At 61.5% G+C, this 13,039-nt stretch carries 12 protein-coding genes; 7 read left to right on the forward strand and 5 right to left on the reverse strand.

The window, feature by feature from the left end; all coding sequences use genetic code 11:
• Positions 1-87: 87 nt before the first annotated feature.
• Complete coding sequence (gene sbcB / locus SNL23_RS10520; RefSeq protein WP_167664426.1) at positions 88-1,515, reverse strand: exodeoxyribonuclease I; 1,428 nt, start codon at positions 1,513-1,515, stop codon at positions 88-90.
• A gap of 189 nt (positions 1,516-1,704) precedes the next feature.
• On the opposite strand from sbcB, the gene SNL23_RS10525 reads away from it, so the two are divergent.
• From SNL23_RS10525 to SNL23_RS10550, 6 genes are read left to right on the forward strand one after another with little or no spacing between them, the layout of a single operon-like run.
• Positions 1,705-2,397: an RDD family protein gene (locus SNL23_RS10525; RefSeq protein ID WP_076017442.1), complete on the forward strand. Its 693-nt coding sequence runs from the start codon at positions 1,705-1,707 to the stop codon at positions 2,395-2,397.
• Entirely contained in the window at positions 2,394-3,374 is a 981-nt protein-coding gene (locus tag SNL23_RS10530) for a stage II sporulation protein M (protein WP_318302205.1), read from the forward strand. The genes SNL23_RS10525 and SNL23_RS10530 overlap by 4 nt, the downstream gene beginning before the upstream one ends.
• Entirely contained in the window at positions 3,361-4,890 is a 1,530-nt protein-coding gene (locus SNL23_RS10535; protein WP_318302206.1) for a DUF4129 domain-containing protein, read from the forward strand. The genes SNL23_RS10530 and SNL23_RS10535 overlap by 14 nt, the downstream gene beginning before the upstream one ends.
• On the forward strand, positions 4,887-6,044 hold the full coding sequence (locus SNL23_RS10540) for a DUF4350 domain-containing protein (protein WP_167664429.1): 1,158 nt from the start codon (positions 4,887-4,889) through the stop codon (positions 6,042-6,044). The genes SNL23_RS10535 and SNL23_RS10540 overlap by 4 nt, the downstream gene beginning before the upstream one ends.
• Positions 6,041-7,021, forward strand: a complete 981-nt coding sequence (locus SNL23_RS10545) for an AAA family ATPase (RefSeq protein ID WP_167664430.1) — start codon at positions 6,041-6,043, stop codon at positions 7,019-7,021. The genes SNL23_RS10540 and SNL23_RS10545 overlap by 4 nt, the downstream gene beginning before the upstream one ends.
• Before the next feature lie 7 nt (positions 7,022-7,028).
• Positions 7,029-8,360 carry a DUF58 domain-containing protein gene (locus tag SNL23_RS10550; RefSeq protein WP_076017446.1) on the forward strand — a complete coding sequence of 444 codons (1,332 nt, stop codon included), beginning with the start codon at positions 7,029-7,031 and terminating at the stop codon, positions 8,358-8,360.
• Positions 8,361-8,377: 17 nt separating this feature from the next.
• On the opposite strand, the gene SNL23_RS10555 is transcribed toward SNL23_RS10550, so the two are convergent.
• Both SNL23_RS10555 and SNL23_RS10560 read right to left on the reverse strand, forming a co-directional pair.
• On the reverse strand, positions 8,378-8,737 hold the full coding sequence (locus SNL23_RS10555; protein ID WP_076017732.1) for a PilZ domain-containing protein: 360 nt from the start codon (positions 8,735-8,737) through the stop codon (positions 8,378-8,380).
• 225 nt (positions 8,738-8,962) lie between these two features.
• On the reverse strand, positions 8,963-9,337 hold the full coding sequence (locus SNL23_RS10560) for a tetratricopeptide repeat protein (RefSeq protein WP_076017447.1): 375 nt from the start codon (positions 9,335-9,337) through the stop codon (positions 8,963-8,965).
• A 175-nt stretch (positions 9,338-9,512) separates the two neighbouring features.
• Between SNL23_RS10560 and pyk the strand changes: the two genes are divergently transcribed.
• On the forward strand, positions 9,513-10,964 hold the full coding sequence (gene pyk / locus SNL23_RS10565) for a pyruvate kinase (RefSeq protein WP_076017448.1): 1,452 nt from the start codon (positions 9,513-9,515) through the stop codon (positions 10,962-10,964).
• A 196-nt stretch (positions 10,965-11,160) separates the two neighbouring features.
• On the opposite strand, the gene SNL23_RS10570 is transcribed toward pyk, so the two are convergent.
• The gene (locus SNL23_RS10570; RefSeq protein WP_318302207.1) at positions 11,161-11,910 is read right to left on the reverse strand and encodes an enoyl-CoA hydratase-related protein; all 750 of its coding nucleotides are present in this window, start codon (positions 11,908-11,910) and stop codon (positions 11,161-11,163) included.
• A gap of 30 nt (positions 11,911-11,940) precedes the next feature.
• Positions 11,941-12,873, reverse strand: coding sequence for an iron-sulfur-binding ferredoxin reductase (locus SNL23_RS10575; protein ID WP_318302208.1), 933 nt, complete (start codon positions 12,871-12,873; stop codon positions 11,941-11,943).
• Positions 12,874-13,039 lie beyond the last annotated feature (166 nt).

The raw sequence follows: 13,039 nt of genomic DNA on the forward strand, positions 1-13,039 counted from the left end.
TCACCAGGACGCCGCGTGATACGCAACGCAATAAAAAACGCCAGCTAGCTGGCGTTTTTTATTGTCCGTATTTTACCTGTGTGCCGATTACAGGCTCATTCGTGCGGCTAAAGAGTCAACATACTCCTGCCATTCATCAAGCACCCGCTGCTGAAACGGTGTAGCACTAACAGCCAACTCAAGACGCGCCTGCTTAAAAGCCTCAAGGGTGTTTGGCGCGCCCCATTGCGGGTCTGACAAACGTTGCTGACAGAAAACTCTCCAGCGTTGTTGCTCCTCACTATTCAAGGTGTCAGGGAAGTTACGCGCACGATAGCGAAATAATAATTCAGGCAAACGTTCATCATCGAAAGGCCATTGCTGACGCGCTAGTTGCGCAGGCTCGGCGACTCTCACTTGTTCACATAAACGTCGATCACGGTCACCGATAAAACCATCGTATAGCTGCTGCTCAGGATCAGCGGTTGGCGCAAAATCTTCCTCGGCGTAAATCAGCGCTAATTTATCGCACCATAGTTCCTGTGCGTCGCTTAGCCGCAGGGCCCGCGCCTCACACTCATCCATATCCAGTTGCAGACGCTCGCGGTCTTGGGCCCGAAGCACGCTCAACGGTGCGACCACCGGGCAGCGATTGATGTGCAACAGTTTGAGCGGTACCGGCAACTCACCTTCGGCAAGGTCGTCACGACGGGTATATAGCCGCCGGCGCAACGTATCGGCGTCCTCGTCCAACAGCCCTTGGGGATCGAGCCCAAGGTCGCAGACGATCAACGCATTGCGATTGCGCGGGTGCCAGGCCAGAGGCAGCACCACACCCAGGTAATGACGCTCGGCAGAAAATCGACCGGAAATGTGCACCATCGGCTGCAACAAACGAATCTGGTCCATAACCCGTTGCTTACTGCGCAGTTGAAACAGCCAGTCATAGAGCTTGGGTTGTTTCTCGCGGATCAACCGCGCCAGGGCGATGGTGGCGCGCACATCGGACAAGGCATCGTGGGCCTGGCCGTGATCGATGCCGTTGGCAGCCGTCAATCGCTCAAGCTTGAGGGTGACGCGCCCGTCCTGTTCCGGCCAGACGATCCCGTCCGGGCGCAGGGCGTAAGCGGTGCGTACCACGTCGATCAGGTCCCAGCGGCTGTTGCCGCCCTGCCACTCCCGGGCATAGGGATCAAAAAAGTTGCGGTACAGACTGTAGCGCGTCATCTCGTCGTCAAAACGCAACGTGTTGTAGCCGGCCCCGCAGGTACCCGGGGTGGCCAGCTCGGCGTGTACGCGGGTCATGAAGTCGGCTTCGGCCAGGCCTTTTTCCGCCAGCACCCCGGGCGTGATGCCGGTAATCGCGCAGGCGGCCGGATGCGGCAGGATATCCTCGCTGGGCTGGCAGTAGAGATTGACCGGCGGCCCGACTTCGTTGAGTTCAAGGTCGGTGCGAATACCGGCTACCTGCAGCGGGCGGTCGCTACGCGGGTTGATGCCGGTGGTTTCATAGTCGTACCAGAAAATGGTGGTCACGGGCTATTCCTGTGCTGAAGACCGGCAAAGTCTAGGCGCTTGACGGCACCGGGGGCCAGCGCTGTGTTCACTGTACAAACATTCAGTAAATCGTTGAGTGGTTGCTTCCACCGTCGACACTGCTAGCATCCGTCTTTCCAACCCCGCCGCTGCCGCCCAGGCGCCAGCGCCGCACTGCCAAGGACCGCGATGCCATCTGCGCCACTGGACACCCGCTACCAGATCGAGACCCCGGAGGGCGTCGACCTGCCCCTGCGCCCGGCCGGCCTGCTGGTTCGCTCACTGGCCTTTGCCTTCGACCTGGGGTTGCGCGGCCTGATTCTTGGCATCCTGTTCATCGCCCTCGCGTTTCTCGGCAACCTGGGCATTGGCTTGGGCTCGCTGCTGCTGTTCCTCGTCAGTTGGTGGTACATGGTGCTGTTCGAAGTGCTTAACCAGGGCTGCTCGCCCGGTAAGCAGATCATGGGCCTGCGGGTGGTACAGGACGACGGCACGCCCATCGGCTGGTCCGCCTCGCTGATCCGCAACCTGCTGCGTTTTGTCGACATGCTGCCCTTCGGCTACTTCCTCGGCGCCATCAGTTGCCTGCAACACCCCAACTTCAAACGCCTGGGTGACCTGGCGGCCGGGACGCTGGTGATCTATCGCGAACAACCCCTTTCCCGTCCGCAGGTGCCGCAAGCCCCGGCACTGCGCCTGCCGTTCGCCCTTGAGCTGAACGAACAACGGGCGATTCTCAGCTTCGCCGAACGCCAGGGCGAACTCTCCGCCGAGCGAATCAACGAACTGGCCGCGATCCTGGCCACGCCCCTGCAAGTCTCCCCTGCCCGCGCCGTGGCGGAACTGAACGGCGTGGCTCGCGGACTGTTGGGGCCAGCATGAAGCAGAGTCTTTTCGAAAGCCGCCACCAGGCACAATGGCAAGCCTTTGCCACGCAACTGACACAACTTGAAAAAGGCAACGCCAAGCGCGCTGACTTCACCGACTTCCCTCATCAGTACCGGCAGTTGTGCCAACACCTGGCCCTGGCCCAGGGACGTGGCTACAGCAGCTACCTGGTTGACCCGTTGCAGCAGCTTGCCTTGCGCGGCCACCAGCAGTTATATCGGCATCGCAGCCAGTTGGGCGCAAACGTACTGAGCTTCCTGCTGGCCGACTTCCCCCGGCTGGTTCGCGCGCAATGGCCGTTCGTGTTGGCCGCCAGCCTGCTGTTCTTTGGCAGCCTGATCGGCATCGCGTTGCTGGTGTACCTGTATCCAGACCTGATCTACAGCATCGTCAGCCCCCAACAAGTGGCTGAGATGCAAAGCATGTACGACCCGGATGCCAGCCGCCTGGGCCGGGCAGCCGAACGTGCCTCCAGCGAAGACTGGATGATGTTTGGCTACTACGTGATGCACAACATCGGCATCGCGTTCCAGACCTTTGCCGCCGGGCTGTTGTTCGGCCTGGGCAGCGTGTTTTTCCTGTTCTTCAACGGCCTGATCATTGGTGCCGTTGCCGGGCACCTGACACAAATCGGCTACGGCCAAACCTTCTGGTCTTTCGTGATTGGCCATGGCGCCTTCGAACTCAGCGCCATCGCCCTGGCAGGCGCAGCCGGCCTGCAACTGGGCTGGGCGTTGATTGCGCCGGGGCACCTGACGAGAGGTGAATCCCTGCGACTGGCCGCACGTAAAAGCGTGCAGATGATTTGCGGTGTGATGGTGTTCCTGCTGATCGCCGCGTTTATCGAGGCGTACTGGTCTTCCACCAATGCCGTGGCGCCGTGGATCAAGTACCTGGTGGGCACCACCCTCTGGTTGCTGATGGCCGCCTACCTGCTGCTTGCCGGACGGAACCGCCATGCGCCTGAGTGATGCCAGCGTGGTGATCCGTCCGCGTACCTCGTGGGAAGCCATGGACCTCGGCATCCTGCTGGCCCGCGAACATCGGCTGCTGCTGATGAGCAGCTGGGCCATCGTGACCTTGCCGATCTTCGCGCTGTTCAGCATGCTGCTGTGGAATCATCCCTCCACCGCGTTGTTACTGTTCTGGTGGTTGAAACCGGCATTCGACCGCCTGCCACTGTATATCCTGTCCAAGGCCCTGTTCGGCGAAACACCCAGCCTGAAACAAGCCCTGCGCCACTCGCCGCGCCTGCTCAAGGGCCAACTGCTGGCCAGCCTGACCTGGCGACGCTTCAACCTGAGCCGCAGCTTCATGATGCCGGTGGTCCAGCTTGAAGGCCTGCAAGGCCAGGCGCGCCAACAACGTCTTGGTGTGCTGCAACAACGCAATGCCGGCGCCGCACGCTGGCTGACCCTGATCGGGGTGCATCTGGAAATTGCCCTGTGGTTCGGGTTGATGGCCGTGTTCTATTTTTTCCTGCCGCAAGAGGTCGAACGGGACTGGGACTGGCAACAGCTGGTGCTAACCGCGGGGCACGACTGGCTCTGGCTGGAAAACCTGACCAACGCTTTCTACGCGCTGATCCTGGTGTTCTGGGAGCCTATCTATGTCGCCTGCGGTTTCAGCCTGTACCTGAACCGCCGCACCGTACTGGAAGCCTGGGACCTGGAGCTGGTGTTCCGCCGATTGCGCCAGCGCCTGAGCGGTGTGGCGCCGGTCCTGCTGCTGGTGATCGGGCTGATGCTGGTTCCGCCGCTCCCATCGGCATGGGCCGATGAACCGGCTCCCCAAAAACAGCTGAGTACACAATCGGCCAGTCAGTCGATCAAGGCGCTGTTGGAGCAGCCACCGTTCAAAAACTCCGAGACCGTCACCCGCTACCGCTTCGGCGAAGAAAAAGCGGCGGACAAAAACCAACCGGGTGATGACGGCAAGTTGCCGGCCTGGCTGGAAGCATTGCTGAAAAACCTCAACAGCGATTCGTTCAAGCACATCGCGAAGGGCCTTGAAGTACTGCTCTGGGGGTTGCTGGTGGGTGGCCTGGCACTGGTGATCTGGCGCTATCGCGACTGGCTGCATGCCTTTGTCAGCCGCCGCAGCCCACGCAAGCCGAAGGCTGCCAAGCCCGCCCCCTCGCAGTTGTTCGGCCTCGAACTGGGGGCAGACACCTTGCCCGAAGACATCGCCGGCACCGCCGAACAGCTCTGGGCGACACAGCCTCGGGAAGCCCTCGGTTTGCTTTACCGTGGCTTGCTCAGCCGACTGCTGCACGACTTCAACCTGCCGCTGAAAAACGCCGACACGGAAGGCCAGGTCCTGGAGCGTATCCGCCAACTGCAACAGCCGCAGTTACTGGCGTTCAGCGATGAGCTGACCCGCTACTGGCAAAACCTTGCCTATGGCCACCGCCTGCCGCCTGCCCTCGCGCAACAACAGCTATGCAGCAGTTGGCGAGCCCTGTTTGGCTCGGGAGCTGCGCAATGAACCGGCCATTGCTGTGGGTCGGACTGCTCGTGGCTGGCCTGCTCGCAGCAGGCGGTTTTTATGCCTGGCACAAGGCGATCCCGTATCAGGAGGTGGTCGATCGCGGCCCTTCGCCCGAAGCCCTCGCCAACCCTTACCTGGCGGCGGAACACTTTCTACGCCAGCAAGGCCTGGTGGTGGAGCACGCCAACAGCCTGGAACGGCTGGCCAGTCTTTCGCCCAAAGGCAACAGCCTGTTGCTGCTGGGCGAGCGCAGTAACATGAGCCCACCGCAGGTCGAGCAATTGCTGCAATGGACACAGGCTGGCGGCCACCTGCTGCTCGTCGCAGAGGCACTGTGGGATGACGACACCGGTAAAAGTGGTGACCTGCTGCTGGACCGCGTGCAGATACACCAATCCTTCAGTGAAGAGTTCGACGCTCCAGCACCCGCGCGTAAAAAGAAAACACCGGACCTGACCAAACTCTATGTGGACAACGAAACGGCCCCGGCCTATTTCAGCTTCGACACCGACTTCAATCTCACCGACCCCAGGCACCTGGCGCAATTCTCGGCCAACAGTGCCAAGTCGACGCACCTGATGCAGATTAACCTCGGGCAAGGCCGTGTGACCGTGGTCACCGACAGCGACCTGTGGAAAAGCCCGGCCATTGGTCAATACGATAACGCCTGGCTGCTTTGGTACCTGAGTCAGGGGACGCAGGTCACGCTGCTGTTCAACACCGATATCGAGGATCTGTTCAGTCTGTTGCTGCGCTATTTCCCCCAGGCTCTGGTGGCACTCGCCGCATTGATCGCCCTGGGGTTATGGCACGCCAGCCTGCGCCAGGGCCCGATCCGGCAACCAGCCCCCAAGGCACGTCGGCAATTGCAGGAACATTTGAAAGCCAGTGCCGACTTCCTGCTGCGCCGCAGCGGCCAAAACAGCTTGTTGCAAGCCTTGCAGCGCGACATCCAACGTACGGCGAGGCGCCGTCATCCGGGGTTCGAACACCTCGACACTGCCGAACAATCGCGGGTGCTTGAACGCCTGACCCGCCAACCCTCACTCGTCATCAGCCAGGCCCTCGGCCCACTCCCGGCAAAACGGCTCTCCAGTGCCGATTTCAGCCGTCAGGTGGCTAGCCTGCAAACCCTCAGGAATGCCCTATGAGCGAATTTCCAGCCGCAGACCCGATCCAGCGCGCCAGCCAACTGGCCCAGGCCTTGCGCGTAGAACTGCGCAAGGCGGTCATCGGCCAGGACCAGGTGATCGATGACGTGCTCACGGCATTGATCGCGGGTGGCCACGTACTGCTGGAAGGTGTTCCCGGCCTGGGCAAAACCTTGCTGGTACGAGCCCTGGCACGCTGTTTTGGTGGCGAGTTCGCACGCATCCAGTTCACCCCGGACCTGATGCCCAGCGACGTGACCGGCCATGCCGTGTACGACCTGCATACCGAGCAGTTCAAGCTGCGCAAGGGGCCGTTGTTTACCAACCTGCTGTTGGCTGACGAGATCAACCGTGCTCCGGCAAAAACCCAGGCGGCGTTGCTGGAAGCCATGCAGGAACGCCAGGTAACCCTCGAAGGCGAGGCGCTGCCCATCGGCCAACCGTTCATGGTACTGGCCACCCAGAACCCCATCGAACAGGAAGGCACTTACCCATTGCCCGAGGCCGAACTGGACCGTTTCATGCTCAAGGTGCGCATGGACTATCCCGAGGCGCAGCAGGAACTGGACATGGTGCGCGAAGTCACCCGTTCGTCCCGCGCCGACATGCTCGACGTGCAACCGCTGCGAACGGTGCTGCACGCCGAAGATGTGTTGCAGCTGCAACAGATCGCCAGTGAGCTGGCGCTGGATGAGCAGGTGCTCGACTACGCCGTAAGACTGGCCCGCACCACCCGCAGTTGGCCAGGCCTGACCATCGGCGCGGGCCCGCGGGCCTCCATCGCCCTGGTGCGTGGCGCACGGGCCCGGGCTTTGCTGCGCGGTGGCGAGTTTGTCACCCCGGACGATATTAAAGGCTGCGCCCTGGCCGTGCTGCGCCATCGGGTGCGCATTGCCCCGGAACTGGATATCGATGGGCTGGAAGTCGACCAGGTGCTCAAGCAACTGCTGGACCAAGTCCCGGCGCCACGGCAATGACCCGCCCATGAGACCGACCCGCCTGCTATTGATCTGGCTCGGTGTGCTGCTGGGCCTGAGCATCCTGCTCGGCGCACTGGTGGCGCTGCAGGTCAAGGTGCCAGACACCCTGCACGCCGTGACGTGGGGCCTGCTGCTGGCCCTGTTGTTACTGGCCCTGCTGGATGCCGGCCGTTTGCGTCGCCGCCCGTCCCCGCGCGTGCGACGACAGATGCCCGGGAGCCTGGCGCTGGGTCGCTGGGGCGAGGTGCGGGTGACGCTGGACCACGACTATTCCCAGCCACTGGTGCTCCAGGTATTCGATCATGTACCGGACGGTTTGACGGTGCAGAACCTGCCGCAGTCCATCGACCTGCGACCCGGCGAGCAGAGTGAATTGGGCTACCGGTTAAAACCTCAAAGGCGCGGGCATTTCAGTTTTACCCGATGCGAAGTTCACCTTCCCAGCCCACTCGGATTGTGGTCGGCACGGCGGTTGATAGACGTCAGCGATGCCACCCGGGTCTACCCGGACTTCGCGCGCCTGTACGGCGCGCAGTTGCTGGCGGTGGACAACTGGCTCAACCAGCTCGGCGTACGCCAGCGCCAACGACGCGGGCTGGGCATGGAGTTTCATCAACTGCGTGAATTTCGCGAGGGCGACAGCCTGCGCCAGATCGACTGGAAAGCCACCGCTCGGCAACGCACGCCCATTGCCCGGGAGTACCAGGACGAGCGCGACCAGCAGATCATGTTCATGCTCGATTGTGGCCGGCGCATGCGCAGCCAGGACGCCGAACTGTCGCACTTCGACCACGCCCTCAATGCATGCCTGCTGCTCAGCTATGTCGCCCTGCGCCAAGGCGATGCCGTGGGGCTCTGCACGTTTGCCTGCGACCAGCCGCGCTACCTGGCGCCGGTCAAGGGCAGCGGCCAGCTCAACCTGCTGCTGAATGCGGTGTATGACCTGGACACTTCCCGGCGTACGGCCGATTACCAGGCAGCCGCGAGCCAACTGCTAGCCCGGCAGAAGCGTCGTTCGTTGGTGATCGTAGTGACCAATTTGCGCGATGAGGATGATGAAGAATTGCTGGGCGCCGTTAAACGCATCAGTCGCCAGCACCGGGTGCTGGTTGCCAGCCTGCGGGAGGAAGTCCTTGACCAGTTGCGCCAGGCCCCCGTGCAAACCCTGCCCGAAGCCCTGGCCTATTGCGGGAATGTCGACTATCTCAATACCCGGGACGAACTCCATGACCGCTTGAACGCCCACGGGCTTTCGGTACTGGACACGCTGCCTTCGGAAATGGGAGCCGCCCTGGTGACCCGCTACCTGGGCTGGAAAAAAGCCGGCGTACTATGAATGCTGGTGCACTGTCTCTAGGCAGAGGCCTGCAAGGGATCAAAGCTGAAGTAACTCAACAGTGCGTTGATCACCTCCCCATATTCGGCAGGCGCCTGGGAAATACGAAACCCGGAGTCGTAATGCTTGGGGTTTATATCCTCATGGCACCACAGGCAGGTAGCCGTGAGGTCCACCGCATGTACCTCGCCCTCAGGCCCCGGGATCTTCAAGCGCAGCTCGAACTCCACGTCGACCATCATGGGTAATTGGCTGATCAACATCAGGCCCTGCTCGGAGAGATTGCCCAAATAGCCAATAGGTTTGTCTGTGAGGCGATTGAACACTTGAAGGAAGCAAGGTAACTGATGCCGCTTGATCCGTCGGGGAGTAAACATGATGAGGTCGCCATCCAATGGCCATGATTGTGGCCGCTCCAGTGATTCGAAACGAGCCCAAAGGCCCGCTCTCCCCGGATATCGGTGCGACAACGGCAAAAGCGTTGCCACTTTACGGCTGCCAAATCCGGGTATTCCATCCGTTCGAATAGAAACCTATACAAACTGACATTCAAAGATTAGCCCAAGACTGGCAAGGAGCCAGCTATTGCATGACAAATATCATTACAACGACGCCGGACGCGGCCGGGCGGCACTCGCGCCGGGGTAATGCCCCAGTTGTTGCAGGGTATCCAGCCGCGCGCGTGCCCGGAAAGCATATTCGCTCGCCGGGTACTGGCTGATGATGAACTGATAAGTCTGCGCCGCATCGACAAACAATTTCTCGCGCTCCAGGCACTGCCCGCGCAACATCGAGACTTCCGGTTGCACGTAGCGCCGGGAACGACTTTCACGGTCGACCTGGGACAACTCAAGGGTGACCCGCTGGCAATCGCCCACACCGTAGGCGCGGTACGCATTGTTCAAATGATGGTCCATCGACCAACGGGTGCAGCCGACAACACTGACGGCCAGGGCAGCAATGATCACGATTCGCATGGGGGTTCTCCTGTCTTGTGCAGTGTATCGACCCTTCATCGAAAATCTTCAAGGTTGTTCATCTGTTCATGCAGAGTGAAAACAAGCGAATCATCGATAAGTAGTGCAAACGAACAATGACTACAACTAAAGAGCATAGTAGCCTTCCTCAGCGCTTGAACTCAGGAGTCCGTGCATGTCCGTCCGTCGTACCAAAATCGTCGCCACCCTTGGCCCGGCCAGTAACTCGCCGGAAGTCCTCGAACAGCTGATTCTGGCTGGCCTGGACGTTGCCCGTCTGAACTTCTCCCACGGCACCCCGGACGAGCACAAGGCTCGCGCCAAGCTGGTGCGTGAACTGGCCGCCAAACATGGCCGCTTCGTTGCACTGTTGGGTGACCTGCAAGGCCCGAAAATCCGTATCGCCAAATTCACCAACAAGCGAATCGAGCTGAAGATCGGTGACCAGTTCACTTTCTCCACCAGCCATCCGCTGACCGAGGGCAACCAGCAAGTCGTGGGTATCGACTACCCGGACCTGGTGAAAGACTGCGGCGTCGGCGACGAGCTGCTGCTGGACGACGGTCGCGTGGTGATGCGCGTCGACACCGCAACCCCGACCGAACTGAACTGCACCGTGATCATCGGCGGCCCGCTGTCGGATCACAAAGGCATCAACCGTCGCGGCGGTGGCCTCACCGCTCCAGCCCTGACTGAAAAAGACAAGGCCGACATCAAGCTCGCCGCCGAAATGGAAGTGGACTACCTCGCGGTCTCCTTCCCGCGCGACGCCGCCGACATGGAATACGCCCGTAAACTGCGCGACGAAGCCGGCGGTACTGCCTGGCTGGTGGCGAAGATCGAACGCGCCGAAGCCGTGGCCGATGACGAAACCCTCGACGGCCTGATCAAGGCTTCCGACGCAGTGATGGTTGCCCGTGGCGACCTCGGCGTGGAAATCGGTGACGCCGAGCTGATCGGTATCCAGAAGAAAATCATCCTGCACGCACGTCGCCACAATAAAGCGGTGATCGTTGCGACCCAGATGATGGAGTCGATGATCCAGAACCCGATGCCGACCCGTGCCGAAGTGTCCGACGTGGCCAACGCCGTGCTCGACTACACCGACGCCGTGATGCTCTCGGCTGAAAGTGCGGCGGGCCCGTACCCGCTGGAAGCCGTGCAGGCCATGGCGCGCATCTGCGTCGGCGCTGAAAAGCACCCGACCAGCAAGACCTCCAGCCACCGTATCGGCAAGGTCTTCGAAAGCTGCGACCAGAGCATCGCGCTCGCCGCCATGTACACCGCCAACCACTTCCCGGGCGTGAAAGCGATCATCGCCTTGACCGAAAGTGGCTACACGCCGTTGATCATGTCGCGCATCCGCTCCTCGATCCCGATCTACGCGTTCTCCCCGCACCGCGAAACCCAGGCCCGCGCGGCCATGTTCCGTGGTGTCTACACCGTACCGTTCGACCCGGCATCGCTGCCGCCTGAGCAAGTCAGCCAGGCCGCGATCGACGAGTTGCTCAAGCGCGGTGTTGTGGAGAAAGGCGACTGGGTCATCCTGACCAAGGGCGACAGCTACCACACCATCGGCGGCACCAACGGCATGAAGATCCTGCACGTTGGCGACCCAATGGTCTGAGTGACACGCTGAAAAACAAAAGCCCCGCCATGTGAATGGCGGGGCTTTTTGCATTCCAGGTTGGCTTTTGTATTGGCTTCACTGGCCTCTTCGCGAGCAAGCCCGCTCCCACTTTCGACCGTATTTCTTCAGGATGTACTCGGTTAAATGTGGGAGCGGGCTTGCTCGCGAAGACGTCCGACCAGTCAACACACATTCATCGCCGAGTGATAAAAGCCGACAACGCCGCAATCGCTTCCGGCGACTTCAACCGCTGGGTAAACAACGCGCCCTCCTCCTCGATCACCTTGCGCAACTGTTCGCGATCGACGCTTTTCATCAGATGCTTGCTGACCTGCACCGCACCCGGCGCCAGGGTTTCAAACCGTGCGGCGACTTCCCGCGCCTTGGCCAACGCCGATTCGCCGCTGCCCAATGCCTCAGTGGCAATGCCCCAAGCGGCAGCCTGCTCACCGGTAAAGCCTTCACCCAATAGCAACAACTCCGCCGCCTTGGCATGCCCCAGCAAGCGCGGCAGGATCAAGCTGGAACCAAACTCCGGGCACAGCCCCAGGTTGACGAACGGCATGCGCAACCGCGCGTCCCGGCTGATATACACCAGGTCACAATGCAGCAGCAGCGTCGTACCAATCCCCACCGCCACGCCTGCCACCGCCGCAATCACCGGCTTGCGGCAATTGAGCAAACTGCGCATGAAGTGAAACACCGGGCTGTCGAGATCAGCCGGCGGTTGTTCAAGGAAGTCGCCAATATCGTTACCGGCGGTGAAACACTCGCTGCTGCCCTGGATCAACACCGCGTTGACGCTGGTATCGGCATCCGCCTGCTCCAGTGCCTCGGCCAGTTGGCTGTACATGGCGCGGGTCAGGGCGTTTTTCTTGTCCGGGCGGTTGAGCTGCAGGATCAGCAACCCGCGTTCGCGTTGCTGCAGGATGGCATCGGTCATGGCAAATCTCGCGGCTGGAAAATTCAGCGCTCAACCACGGGGCAGGAACACATCGGCCAACAGTTGATTGCGCGGCAGTCCGGCCAGGAACAGGCGCTTGGAAAAGGCCTCGACGCTGGCAGGGTGCCCGCAGAGTAAGGCCAGAGTTTGCCGGGAAACAAGCCGCAGTTGCGCCAAAGCGTCAGTCGACCCGGCCGCCGTCCATAGCTCGACCGTCACGTTCGGATGCGCTGCAGCCAGCTGCGCCAACGGCTCGGCCAGATAATGACCGCCAGCGTCATGGGCCAGGTGAATGACCCGGATGACGCCTTGGTGATCCTGGCGCAAGGCCTCACGTAGCACGCCCCACAAGGGGCCAAGTCCGGTACCCGAGGCCAGCAGCCAGAGCGGCCGGGACTGCCAGTCGGGGTCGTACTGCAACGCCCCGCCCCGCAGTTCGCCCAGGCGCAGGCTGTCACCGGCCCTGAACTGGCGGGCGGCGTCGCTGAACTCGCCGGGCAGGCGGCAATCGATGTGAAACTCGAGAAACGGATCTTCCTGGGGCAGGCTGGCCAGAGAGTAAGGCCGCGCAATGCTGCCCGCCCACAGCACCAAATGCTGCCCCGCCCGGTAGCGCAAGCCGCGCTCGGGTTGCAGCCGCAGGCGTAGCACCGTCGGGCTCATCCAATCGACGCTCAGCACCGTCGCGGGCAGCCCGTCACGCAGCGGGTCAAACGCCTCGACCTGCAAATCACCCGCGACCTGGCACTGACAGGCCAGGCGCCAGCCGTCCTGGCGTTGCGCCGGGCTCAGGGCTTCTGGTTGATTGTCCAGAAGGTCACCCTGGCAACGCACCAGGCAGGCATGGCAACTGCCGGCGCGGCAGCTGTAAGGCACAGCCACACCCGCCTGGTTCAGGGCATCCAGCAAGTTGCTGCCGGCGGCTACCGACCAGTGGCGTTCGCCGACGTGAAGTTCAGGCATAAAACTCTTCAACTGTAGGAGCGAGCTTGCTCGCGAAGGTCGCTAACGATAACGCGGGGAGGCTGGCGAAACCCATCAGATTCACGTTTTTCGCGAGCAAGCTCGCTCCTACAGTGAATAGGGCCTGGCACTCATGACCATAGTCGGGTGTATCAGCCACCGTGGC

Source organism: Pseudomonas sp. SED1 (genome assembly GCF_034044025.1).
Lineage (GTDB): Bacteria > Pseudomonadota > Gammaproteobacteria > Pseudomonadales > Pseudomonadaceae > Aquipseudomonas.

What these genes read in the sequence shown, in the direction of transcription:
- SNL23_RS10525 (WP_076017442.1), top strand. Translation starts at nt 1,705, where the DNA reads ATGCCATCTGCGCCACTGGACACCCGCTACCAGATCGAGACCCCGGAG.
- SNL23_RS10530 (WP_318302205.1), top strand. Translation starts at nt 2,394, where the DNA reads ATGAAGCAGAGTCTTTTCGAAAGCCGCCACCAGGCACAATGGCAAGCC.
- SNL23_RS10535 (WP_318302206.1), top strand. Translation starts at nt 3,361, where the DNA reads ATGCGCCTGAGTGATGCCAGCGTGGTGATCCGTCCGCGTACCTCGTGG.
- SNL23_RS10540 (WP_167664429.1), top strand. Translation starts at nt 4,887, where the DNA reads ATGAACCGGCCATTGCTGTGGGTCGGACTGCTCGTGGCTGGCCTGCTC.
- SNL23_RS10545 (WP_167664430.1), top strand. Translation starts at nt 6,041, where the DNA reads ATGAGCGAATTTCCAGCCGCAGACCCGATCCAGCGCGCCAGCCAACTG.
- SNL23_RS10550 (WP_076017446.1), top strand. Translation starts at nt 7,029, where the DNA reads ATGAGACCGACCCGCCTGCTATTGATCTGGCTCGGTGTGCTGCTGGGC.
- SNL23_RS10555 (WP_076017732.1), bottom strand. Translation starts at nt 8,737, where the DNA reads ATGTTTACTCCCCGACGGATCAAGCGGCATCAGTTACCTTGCTTCCTT.
- SNL23_RS10560 (WP_076017447.1), bottom strand. Translation starts at nt 9,337, where the DNA reads ATGCGAATCGTGATCATTGCTGCCCTGGCCGTCAGTGTTGTCGGCTGC.
- pyk (WP_076017448.1), top strand. Translation starts at nt 9,513, where the DNA reads ATGTCCGTCCGTCGTACCAAAATCGTCGCCACCCTTGGCCCGGCCAGT.
- SNL23_RS10570 (WP_318302207.1), bottom strand. Translation starts at nt 11,910, where the DNA reads ATGACCGATGCCATCCTGCAGCAACGCGAACGCGGGTTGCTGATCCTG.
- SNL23_RS10575 (WP_318302208.1), bottom strand. Translation starts at nt 12,873, where the DNA reads ATGCCTGAACTTCACGTCGGCGAACGCCACTGGTCGGTAGCCGCCGGC.